The organism is Amycolatopsis sp. NPDC059235, assembly GCF_042754125.1.
Taxonomy (GTDB): Bacteria; Actinomycetota; Actinomycetes; order Mycobacteriales; family Pseudonocardiaceae; genus Amycolatopsis; species Amycolatopsis albidoflava.
Window position 1 is genome coordinate 1 of the sequence record NZ_JBHZAG010000167.1, and the last position, 9,770, is coordinate 9,770.

Below are 9,770 nucleotides of genomic sequence, written 5' to 3' on the forward strand. Positions count from 1 at the left end.
GGGGCCGGCCGCCCCACACTACCACCCACCCCACCGGCGCCCCCGGGCACCGCAACGCCGGCTCCCCGGTATCCTCCTGCGCCGGGGCGCCCCACCCCCCCCCCACGGCCTTTTTGGTGTCCTGGGCCAGCCTGGCGCGCAAGTGACACATGTGTCGAACTTTCGACACAGCTATTGAACTTTCGCTCGGACCGGCTTACCGTCATCCGCATGACGTTGCCTCCACCTGCACCACCGACGACCCCGTACGACGAGGTCAGCGTGCTTGCGTACCGGCGTGCCGGGTTCTGGGCGGGGCGGTCGCTGCCGGCGGAACTGCTCGAGTCCGCCCGCCGGCACGGGACGCGGACCGCGCTGCTGGCCGAGGGCCGCGCGTGGACCTACGACGACCTGTTCGACGAAGCCCAGCGGTTCGCGGCGGGGCTGCTTCGCTCCGGCGCGGCCCGGCCGGGCGAGCCGGTGATGTTCCAGATGGGGAACGTCGCCGAGACGGTCGTCGCCTACCTGGGCTGCTTGTTCGCCGCCGCGCCGCCAGTGTGCACGCTGCCGCAGCACGGAACACGCGAGATCGGCCTGCTCGCCGCGCACGTCGGCGCCCGCACGCTCCTCGTGCAGGCCGACTTCCGCGACGGACGGCTGCGCGCTCAGGCCGAGCAGCTTCTCGCCGAGGGATCGGTCGCCGAGGTGGTGACGTGCCGCGGCGAGCCGATCGGGACGGCGCCGGCCTATGACCGGCTGGTGCGCGAGCCGGTCCGGGAACCGTTGCCCTATCTCGAATCCGACCTGCTCCGGCCCGCGGTCTTCCAGCTTTCCGGCGGCACGACGGGCTTGCCGAAGGTCGCGCCGCGGCTGCACGAGGAATACGCCTACAACGCGCGCGCCTGGGCCGCCGCGATGGCGATGGACGAGGACTCCCGCGTGCTCTATCCGTTGCCGCTCATGCACAACGCCGGGATTTCGCTCGCGCTCCAGCCGTCGATCTTCACCGGCGCGACGCTCGTGCTCGCGCCCTCGGCGGACGTCGACACCGTCCTCGACCTCGTCGCCGAACACCAGCCGGACGTGCTGCCGCTCGTCCCGCCCGCGCTCGCGGTCCGGCTGCTCGAATCGCCACGGGCCCAGCGGACAGACTTCTCCGGCCTTCGCGATTTCGTCGTCGGCGGACAGCGGCTGCCGGCCGAGGTCGCCGAGCGGCTGCGCGACGAGCTGGGCATCCGGATCCGCCAGATGTTCGGCATGGCGGAAGGGATGTTCCTGGTCACGCCCGCCGGAGCGGACGAGGCGGTGCGCCACCACACGGTCGGCGCGCCGATCTCCGCGGCCGACGAAATCCGGATTCTCGACCCGGTGTCCGAGGACGAGGTGCCGGACGGCGAGGTTGGGGAATTCGCCGCGCGCGGGCCGTACACGATCCGCGGCTACTACCGCGCCGACGAGCACAACCGGACCGCGTTCACGCCCGACGGCTTCTACCGCACCGGCGATCTGGCGCGGCGGCACGTCACCGCGGAGGGCGTCAGCTACTCGATCGACGGCCGGATCAAGGACGTGATCAACCGCGGCGTCGAGAAGATCTTCGCCGAAGAAGTGGAGGAGATCATCGTCGCGCATCCGGACGTGGTCACCGCCGCGCTCGTCGCGATGCCCGATCCGGTGCTGGGCGAGCGGGCCTGCGCTTATCTCGTGCTGGAGGACGGCGCGCCGCCGCTGACGGTCGAAACGCTGGGCGCCCACCTGCTTGCCCGCGGGCTGGCCAAATACAAACTGCCCGAGCGCGTCGAGGTCGTGCCCGCGCTGCCGCTGACGAACGTCGGCAAGGTCGCGAAGAACCGGTTGCGCGAGGACGTCCAGGCGAAACTGGCCGAAGGGAGTGCCCGATGACCCGGCGGGTGAACGTGCTCGGCGGCGGTCCTGGCGGGCTGTACGCCGCGAGGCTGCTGAAACTGCGCGACCCGGCCCTGGAGGTGGTCGTCCACGAGCGGATGGACGGCGCACAGGGGACGTTCGGGTTCGGCGTCGGTCTGACCGAGGCCACGATGCGCAATCTCGAACAGGCCGATCCGGAGACCGCGGACCGGGTCCGGGAGGTCAGTTACGTCGGCCACGAACTGCGGTTCGCCGCCGAGGACCGGTCCGTCTGCCTGCACGGCGCGCGGAACCTCGCGGTCGGTCGCGCCGCGCTGCTGCGAGTCCTGACCGAAGCGGCGACCGCGGTCGGCGTCGAGTACCGGGCCGGGTCCCACGCGGACCTCGGCTCGGTGAGCGGCGACGTCGTCATCGCGGCGGACGGCGTCGGAAGCGGGACGCGCGCCAAGCTCAGCGCCGAACTGGGCGTCCGGACCGGCCTCGGGCGGACGCGGTATGTCTGGTGCGGCGCGCCGTTCGCCGCCTCGTCCGCGTTCTTCGCGTCCGTCCGGCGGGGGCAGCAGCTGTTCGTCACGCACGCGTACCCGTACGCCGAGGACCGCAGTACGTTCCTGATCGAAGTGGACGACCGGACCTGGACCGACGCCGGCCTGGGCGAGTTCGACGCGGCCACCGCGCCCGGAGAAACGGACCAGCAGAGCGTGCGGCTGCTCGAAAACGTGCTCTCGGGCCAATTGCGCGGCGGGGAACTGCTCGCGAACCGCACGCGGTGGAGCCGGTTCGTCAACCTCGGCCTCGAGCGCTGGCACACCGGGAACGTCGTGCTGCTCGGCGACGCCGCGCACACCGCGCACTACACGCTCGGCTCGGGCACCAAGCTGGCCCTGGAAGACGCGATCGCGCTGGCGGACGCTCTCGCCGGGGAAGGCTCGGTGACGGCCGCCTTCGCGGCGTACGAGCAGGCTCGCCGTCCGGCGGTCGAGCGGTTCAAGCAGCTCGCCGGCCGCAGCCAGCGGTGGTGGGATTCCTACCGCTGGCGGGCGGATTGGCCGGCCGAGCGGCTGGGCCTGTCCTACATGACTCGCTCCGGCAACCTGACCATGGCCGACTACGCCGCGTCGGAACCCGAGGTCGTGCGCACCGCGCTGGAGTGGCTGGGCGCCGCGCCGTCCGGCGACCCGGCGGAGTGGGTCCTCGCACAACCGTTGCGCGGCAACGGAATCCAGCTTCCCGTGCGGGCGGTCTCGCGAGCGGACCTCGGCCGGCCGGTCGAGGAGATCGCGTGGACCGAGCCGGACGTGTGGGGAGAAGCCGCCGACCAGACCGTCGACCGGCTCGCCGCCGGCACCGGACCGCTGCTGGTGACCGGGAAACCCGGCGAGTTCTGGGCCCGTGTCGACCTCGCCGAGCGGCTCCGGCTGCAGACCCGGCGGACGGTCGGAGTGGACCTGCCGCGGTCCGCACGGGCCTTCGCGGCCACCTCGGTCGGCGCCGGCCGGGCCGATTTCGTGACTGTCTCCCAGGAGGATTCGTGACCAGCAATTCCCGGCGCGTCGGGCTGATCGTGCCGAGTTCGAACGTGACCGTCGAGACCGAGCTGCCGCGGCTGCTGCGGCGCGTGGACGGCGTCGAGTTTTCGTTCCACGCCAGCCGGATGCGGATGCACGCCGTCACGCCCGAACAGCTGCGCGCGATGAACGCGCAGCGCGAGCGGTGCGTGCTGGAGATCGGCGACGCGCAGACGGACGTGCTGCTCTACGCCTGCCTCGTTGCGGTGATGGCCATGGGCGCTGGCGAGCACCGCGACGCCGAGCTGCGCATCGCCGAGCAGCTAGCGCTCGGCGGATCGGACACGAAGGTGCTGTCCAGCGCCGGCGCACTGGTGCGGGCGCTGACCGACCTCGCGGCGAAGCGGGTCGCGCTGGTCATGCCGTACACCGAACCGGTAGCGCGCACGGTCGTCGACTACCTCGAGGCCGAAGGATTCACCATCACCGGCTGGCGCGCGCTGGGCGTCGCGGACAACACCGAGGTCGGCTGCATCCCCGGCGAGGCGGTGCTGGCCGCTGCCCGCGAACTCGACTTGAGCGACAGCGACGCGCTGGTGATCTCGTGCTGCGTCCAGATGCCGTCGCTCGACCTCGTCCAGCCCGCGGAAGAGGAGTTCGGGCTGCCGGTGCTGTCGGCGGCCACCGCGGGCGCGTACTCGATCCTGCGCGGCCTCGGCCTGCCCGTCGATCTTCCCGGGGCCGGTTCGCTGCTGCGCGCCGACGCCAACGTCCAGGTTTGACAAGGAGTTTCCATGACTGACAAGCCAGTGCACCGGGTGCGCGGGGTCGACCACGCCGCGTTCCCGACCTTCGACCCGGCCGCCACCGTCCGGTTCTATCGCGACGTGCTCAAGTTCCCGATCGTCCACTCCATTTGCGCGGCCGGCTGGGGCCCGGAACGGCACCCGGACTTCATCCACTTCTTCTTCGACATCGGCGGCGGCGACCGGCTGGCGTTCTTTTACTACTTCGGCTGGGAACCGGCGGGCGACCAGAGCGCGCCCGGCGACGCCTGGGCCCGGCTGCCGCACGGCACGCCGAAGTTCTTCGCCGACAGCAGGCATCTCGCGATCAACGTCGAGGACGAGGAAGACCTGCTGGAGTACCGCCGCCGCTTGGACGAATCCGAGTGGCCGGTGGAAATGCAGGTCATGCACGAGACCATCGAATCGATTTACACGCACGACCCGAACGGCTACATGGTCGAGATCACCCGCGCGCTGCGCCCGGTCACGCCGCAGGAGGACCTCGACGCGGAGCTGACCCTGCAAGCGCTGTGCGACGTCGTGGCCGGCGAGGCGCCGTCGATGGACCAGCTGCTGACCCGCAAGGCCGAGCTCATCGTCGAGCGGGCGGCGTCGTGGGAGCCGGCGGGGAAGGAGCTGGTCTGACATGGCCCGGTTCTACGTTCTCGACGTGCCCGAAAACGTCGGAGTGGTCGACGTCGCGCGGCAAGACGACCACAACACCGTCGACCGGATCGGGCCGTATTTCCGGATCACCGCGCCGGAAACCATCGTGATCGACCGGCGCTCGACCGGCTGCCGGCACGCGGTCTGGTACAGCGCGGTGGCCGGGCTGGAAGGTTCCGTGATCGTTCAGCACGACAAGAACGCGTTGCGGGTCGAAAGGCGCGCCGATGGCTGAGAACGGACTCGGCGCCGGCCGGTATCTCGCCCCGGCTGAGCTGCCCGAAGCGACGACCACGACCGCGCACCAGCTCGCCACGAGCGACGGCGCGACCGTGAACGGTCTGCTGAGGACAGTCCCGGGCGCGACCGCCGTGGCCGTGCTGATGCATCCGCGGCAGGACTTCTCGCATCACGTGCTGGTGCCGGAGCTGCTGAGCCAGGGATACGCGGTATGGACCCAGGGCACCCGGACGGCCGGCAACGACCTGACCTTGCTGCACGAGCAAGCCCTGCTCGACCTGGCCGCCGGGAACGTTTTCTTGCGGGACAAGGGATTCTCGCGGGTAGTCCTCATCGGACACTCCGGCGGCGCCGCGCTGGCCGCGTTCTACCTCCAGCAGGCCGCCCGCCCGGCCGCCCAGCGGCTGCGCCGCGCTCCGAGCGGGAAGCCGGTTCCGCTCGGGGAGGCCGAAATGCCGGTCGCGGACGGGTTCCTGATGATGGCCCCGCACCCCGGCCAGGGCGCGCTGCTGCTGCGGCTGATCGATCCGTCGGTCGTCGACGAGCGGGATCCGCGTTCGGCCGCGCCGGACCTGGACCCGTACCTCCCGGCCAACGGCTTCGCCGAACCGCCCGGCTCTTCCGCATACTCGCAAGAGTTCGTCGCGGCCTACCGAACGGCGCAGTACGACCGGATCGCCCGGATCGACGCGCTGGCCCGCGAACTAGCCGAGCAGTCCGCGGCGGCCCGGCACCGGTACGGCGAAACCCGAGACGCCGCCGACCGCCGGACCGCGTTGGCCACCGGCGTCCTGACCGTCTACCGCACCGATGCGGACCTGCGCTCGGTCGACCTGTCCCTGGACCCGAACGACCGCCCGTACGGCTCGCTGTTCGGCCGCCGCCCGGACCTCACCAACTACGGAGTCCTCGGCTTCGGCCGGCTGACGACCCCGGATTCGTGGTTGTCGACCTGGTCGGCGATTTCGGGGAACGCGGACCTGGCGGCCTGCCTGCCCGACGTCACGGTGCCGACGCTGCTCGTGGAACTGACCGGCGACCAGGCATGTTTCCCGGCCGACGCCCAGCGGTTCCGCGACCTGAGCGGTGCCGCGGACATCACGCACGTGCGGGTGCCAGGCCGGCATTTCGGCGCTCCGCTGCGGGAAGGGATGACCTCCGGGGCGACCCTGGCCGGCGCGGAAATGGGAGAATGGCTGCGCGCCCGCTTCCCGGCAGGGGCGCTCGCGCCGGAGCTCCTGGTTTCGACCCCGAACGCGACGAGGTGATCGAACAGCCGGCCGGAGCACCATCTTGTCGTAAGTACGGCGAAGTCCTTGAGCTCCACCGGGGTCAGGTCGATCGACCCGTTGCCCACTGCGAGATGGGGGGATGCGTTGATCGAGATCAGCCCCGCGACCAGATGCCCCGCGGCGAGCATGGCCTCTCGTGCGAGGACGGCAGTCATTTCGTTCACCCGATCGGGTTTTCGCTCCAGCGACCCATCCGCTCCGGCAGCCGCGCCGAATGACCGGCATCCGGCAGTTCCGACGGACTGCTACCGCCGCTCAACCAGGAGTGAATCATCGTGAACAAGTTCCGCGTCGCGGGTGTCGGCCTTACCGCGGCAGCCGCGCTGGCCCTGACCGCGTGCAGCGGCAGCGACAACTCGTCCGGCAGCGGCAGCTCCAGCAGCGCGCCCGCGCCGATGTCGAGTTCGATGTCAGCGCCGATGTCCAGCAGCGCTTCCTCGCGCGACGGGGTGACGACGAATGCCGACGTGTTCGGCCCGGCGTGCTCGAAGCTGCCGCAGGGCAGTGCTCCTGGTTCGCTGGATTCGATGGGTCCGCAGCCGGTGGCCAGTGCGGCGTCGACGAACCCGTTGCTGACCAAGCTGGTCGCCGCGGTGAAGGCGACGAACCTGGTCGACACGCTCAACAGCCAGCAGGCGATCACCGTGTTCGCCCCCGCCGACTCCGCGTTCGCCGCGCTGGGCGACGCCAAGTTCACCGAGCTGGCCAAGAACCCGACCCAACTGGCCCCGGTCCTGCAGTACCACGTCCTGGGCAAGCGCTACGACGCGAACGGCCTCGCCTCCGCCGGCGACGTGACTTCCCTCAACACCGCGGGCGGGGCGATCAAGATCGAAGGATCCGGCGACACCATGACCGTCAACGGTGCGAAGATCCTCTGCGGCAACATCCCGACGAAGAACGCCACGGTGTTCGTGATCGACAAGGTCCTCACCCCGGGCACGAACAAGTAGCACCAGGCTCCGGGCTTCCTTCTCCTGCTTGAGGGAACCCGGAAAACAGCGGCCGTCGCGGCTCCGGCGATCACCGCGACGGCCGTGTCTCGCTGCTCGCACCCGAACCCCTTGCGCCACCACAGTCTGACGGCGAGGCGCGTGACATTCGCCGTCGGCGGACGCGACAGCGTCCCGCCGGCCGGTGCCACAGCCTGCTCACTCCAGGTTCGCGGCGCCGACCGGCCCGCCCGCGTTGCCGCGCGAGACAGAGCGGTTCAGCGCTTGACCTGGGTTCCGCCGCACCGACGCCGGAGGGTGCCGATCCGGCGCGCTCGGCGGTCCGCAAAGTCCGGTCGGACGTTCTTGGCCGAGGGCCCGTCGACGCAGGTGCGCTGAGCGCTTCACCCGCGTCCCAGCGTCTTTCGCTTCACGAAACCGATCACGGCGGTCGCGGCGAACAGGATCGCGCCCACGATGATCAGCCAGAACAAGCCCTTGACCACCACTCCGAGCACGATGCACGCCAGCCAGACGACCAGCAGCAAACCGAGCAATGCCAGCACAGCACCCTCCTGACCTTCGCGGGACGAACTGCGGTTTCACCGGGAATGCCGCCGGCGGGCCCGGCGGTCAAGTCCGGGCGGTGCCGCGGGAAGAATCGCGCACGCTGGAGAGTCGCGTTTCCTGGACCCTCCGGCGGCAATTCCGGTGCGGTGCGGAGCCCCGAAACAGCAGCGGGACCCTGCGTGCACACGACGGGGAGATCAGTCTTTCTTCAGTGCGTTCTTGACTTTGTCCGCCGCGTCGCCGAGAGCGTCTTTCACGTTCTCCGCGGCTTCCCTGATTCCGGCCTTCGCCTGGTCGGCTTTGCCTTCGTTCTCCAGTTTCTCGTTGCCGGTCAGCGAACCGGCGGCTTCCTTGGCTTTGCCGCCGAGATCGTCTGCCTTGGCGCCGATCTTGTCGTCCATCGACATGGATGTCCTCCTTCATCGGGCGTAATAACGAATTCCAGGGTGATGGACAATGCGGATCCCGAATCGTCACTCACTCGATAATGTGATCGTCATCACTCGTTCGGGGCGTGAGTTTCGCGCGGCCGGCGAGTCGAACCGATGAACTGAATGACGGGAACCGACTGGAGGAGTTTCGATGGCTTCGACGACTGATGCGGCGGCTAAGTCTCAGGACGTGGAGCGGGTCAATGCGGGTCCGCTGACCAGTTCGCAGGGGACGACCTCGGTCGCGGACGTGGTGGTGCAGAAGATCGCCGGTTTGGCGACGCGGGAGATCCCGGGCGTGTACGACCTGGGCGGTGGTGCGGCTCGGGCGTTTTCGGCGCTGCGGGAGCGGATTCCGGGGGCGACGGCGTCGGCCGGGCAGGGTGTTTCGGTCGAGGTGGGGGAGAAGCAGGCTGCGGTGGATCTGCAGATCGTGGTGGAGTACGGCGTTTCGATCGCGGATGTCGCGCGGTCGATCCGGCGGAACGTGATCAGCGCGGTGGAGGGAATGACGGGGCTGGAGGTGGTCGAGGTCAACATCAACGTGGGCGACCTGCACCTGCCGTCCGACGACGAGGAGGACGCGTCCGGCGACAGCGGCCGGGTGCAGTGAATCCGCTCGCTGAGGCGGAGCGGATCATCGCCGCCGTGCGCGAGCTGCCGCAAGTGTCGGACGTGCACGGCGGCCGGTTCGGCCGCATCGCCACGCTCGGTGCCGGCCGCCGGGTCGCCGGGGTGCGGGTGACCGAAGACGACGTCACCGTCGGCGTGGCGGTCCGCATGCCCTTCGCGGTCGACGAGGTCGCGGCCGCGGTGCGTGCGGTCGTGGCGTCGCCCGGTCGTCCGGTGCACGTGCTCATCGCCGATATCGAAGAACCGGTTCCGTCCGGGGCCGGGGTGGAGAAGTCGGAAAACCGGAAGGAGACGGTGTCGTGAACGCAACGGGATTGGGTCTGATCACCGGTCTGGCGCTGGGCATCGCCGCCGCGATCGGCGGGTTCGGGGCGTTCTTGCTGGTCCTGGTGCTGGGCGCGGTGGGGCTGCTGGTCGGCCGCCTGCTCGACGGGAAGCTCGATCTGTCTCAGCTCACCGGCCGCGATCGGGGGTGAGCCGTGGCTGTCGCAGCGGAGGAACGGGGCAGCCTCGCGATCAGCGAGCATGCCGTCGAGCGGTTGGCTGCCCGTGCGGCGGGCGAGATCGACCGGGTCGGCGGGGCCGCCGGGCGGACGCTCGGGATCAGCCTCGGCGGTGAAGCGCTGGACCGGTCGGCGAAAACGTCGGTCCGGGTCGCGGGCGGGGAGGTGGAGCTGGACGTGCGGATCTCGCTGGAGTACCCGGCTCCGGTCGGCGCGACGACCGAACGGGTGCGCGGCCATCTGCGGGGGCGGGTGGAGGAGTTGACCGGGATGCCGGTCCGGCGCGTCGGCATCACAGTGACGGCTTTGCACGCCGAGGCCGCTGAGCAGAGGAGGGTGGA

General features: G+C 70.3%; 13 protein-coding genes. 11 read left to right on the forward strand and 2 right to left on the reverse strand.

Annotated features, from left to right (window positions below; genetic code table 11):
• Positions 1–210: 210 nt before the first annotated feature.
• The 7 genes from ACFXI3_RS46395 to ACFXI3_RS46425 all read left to right on the forward strand — a co-directional run bounded on the left by ACFXI3_RS46395 (position 211) and on the right by ACFXI3_RS46425 (position 7,313).
• Entirely contained in the window at positions 211–1,881 is a 1,671-nt protein-coding gene (locus tag ACFXI3_RS46395) for an AMP-binding protein (protein WP_378408578.1), read from the forward strand.
• Positions 1,878–3,401, forward strand: a complete 1,524-nt coding sequence (locus ACFXI3_RS46400; protein WP_378408580.1) for an FAD-dependent monooxygenase — start codon at positions 1,878–1,880, stop codon at positions 3,399–3,401. The genes ACFXI3_RS46395 and ACFXI3_RS46400 overlap by 4 nt, the downstream gene beginning before the upstream one ends.
• Positions 3,398–4,156, forward strand: a complete 759-nt coding sequence (locus ACFXI3_RS46405; RefSeq protein ID WP_378408582.1) for a maleate cis-trans isomerase — start codon at positions 3,398–3,400, stop codon at positions 4,154–4,156. The genes ACFXI3_RS46400 and ACFXI3_RS46405 overlap by 4 nt, the downstream gene beginning before the upstream one ends.
• 12 nt (positions 4,157–4,168) lie before the next feature.
• On the forward strand, positions 4,169–4,807 hold the full coding sequence (locus ACFXI3_RS46410) for a VOC family protein (protein WP_344275037.1): 639 nt from the start codon (positions 4,169–4,171) through the stop codon (positions 4,805–4,807).
• Between the two features lies 1 nt (position 4,808).
• A complete protein-coding gene (locus ACFXI3_RS46415) occupies positions 4,809–5,063 on the forward strand; it encodes a hypothetical protein (protein WP_344275040.1) in 255 nt (84 codons plus the stop codon).
• Positions 5,056–6,336, forward strand: coding sequence for an alpha/beta hydrolase (locus tag ACFXI3_RS46420; protein ID WP_378408584.1), 1,281 nt, complete (start codon positions 5,056–5,058; stop codon positions 6,334–6,336). The genes ACFXI3_RS46415 and ACFXI3_RS46420 overlap by 8 nt, the downstream gene beginning before the upstream one ends.
• 299 nt (positions 6,337–6,635) lie before the next feature.
• Positions 6,636–7,313, forward strand: coding sequence for a fasciclin domain-containing protein (locus ACFXI3_RS46425; protein WP_378408586.1), 678 nt, complete (start codon positions 6,636–6,638; stop codon positions 7,311–7,313).
• A gap of 383 nt (positions 7,314–7,696) precedes the next feature.
• Here ACFXI3_RS46425 and ACFXI3_RS46430 read toward each other — a convergent pair whose 3' ends face one another.
• On the reverse strand, positions 7,697–7,858 hold the full coding sequence (locus tag ACFXI3_RS46430; protein WP_344277648.1) for a hypothetical protein: 162 nt from the start codon (positions 7,856–7,858) through the stop codon (positions 7,697–7,699).
• 201 nt (positions 7,859–8,059) lie between these two features.
• On the reverse strand, positions 8,060–8,269 hold the full coding sequence (locus ACFXI3_RS46435; protein ID WP_378408588.1) for a CsbD family protein: 210 nt from the start codon (positions 8,267–8,269) through the stop codon (positions 8,060–8,062).
• Positions 8,270–8,444: 175 nt separating this feature from the next.
• Here ACFXI3_RS46435 and ACFXI3_RS46440 point away from each other — a divergent pair, with 175 nt between their 5' ends.
• The 4 genes from ACFXI3_RS46440 to ACFXI3_RS46455 all read left to right on the forward strand — a co-directional run.
• On the forward strand, positions 8,445–8,906 hold the full coding sequence (locus ACFXI3_RS46440; RefSeq protein WP_378408590.1) for an Asp23/Gls24 family envelope stress response protein: 462 nt from the start codon (positions 8,445–8,447) through the stop codon (positions 8,904–8,906).
• Complete coding sequence (locus tag ACFXI3_RS46445; RefSeq protein ID WP_378408592.1) at positions 8,903–9,229, forward strand: hypothetical protein; 327 nt, start codon at positions 8,903–8,905, stop codon at positions 9,227–9,229. The genes ACFXI3_RS46440 and ACFXI3_RS46445 overlap by 4 nt, the downstream gene beginning before the upstream one ends.
• On the forward strand, positions 9,226–9,402 hold the full coding sequence (locus tag ACFXI3_RS46450) for a hypothetical protein (protein WP_344275056.1): 177 nt from the start codon (positions 9,226–9,228) through the stop codon (positions 9,400–9,402). Before ACFXI3_RS46445 ends, ACFXI3_RS46450 begins: the two co-directional genes overlap by 4 nt.
• Positions 9,403–9,405: 3 nt before the next feature.
• On the forward strand, positions 9,406–9,770 hold a 365-nt coding region (locus ACFXI3_RS46455), incomplete at its 3' end, for an Asp23/Gls24 family envelope stress response protein (protein WP_378408594.1).

Coding starts and splice junctions, on each gene's coding strand:
- ACFXI3_RS46420 (WP_378408584.1), top strand. CDS start 5,056: ATGGCTGAGAACGGACTCGGCGCCGGCCGGTATCTCGCCCCGGCTGAG.
- ACFXI3_RS46395 (WP_378408578.1), top strand. CDS start 211: ATGACGTTGCCTCCACCTGCACCACCGACGACCCCGTACGACGAGGTC.
- ACFXI3_RS46435 (WP_378408588.1), bottom strand. CDS start 8,269: ATGTCGATGGACGACAAGATCGGCGCCAAGGCAGACGATCTCGGCGGC.
- ACFXI3_RS46410 (WP_344275037.1), top strand. CDS start 4,169: ATGACTGACAAGCCAGTGCACCGGGTGCGCGGGGTCGACCACGCCGCG.
- ACFXI3_RS46400 (WP_378408580.1), top strand. CDS start 1,878: ATGACCCGGCGGGTGAACGTGCTCGGCGGCGGTCCTGGCGGGCTGTAC.
- ACFXI3_RS46440 (WP_378408590.1), top strand. CDS start 8,445: ATGGCTTCGACGACTGATGCGGCGGCTAAGTCTCAGGACGTGGAGCGG.
- ACFXI3_RS46415 (WP_344275040.1), top strand. CDS start 4,809: ATGGCCCGGTTCTACGTTCTCGACGTGCCCGAAAACGTCGGAGTGGTC.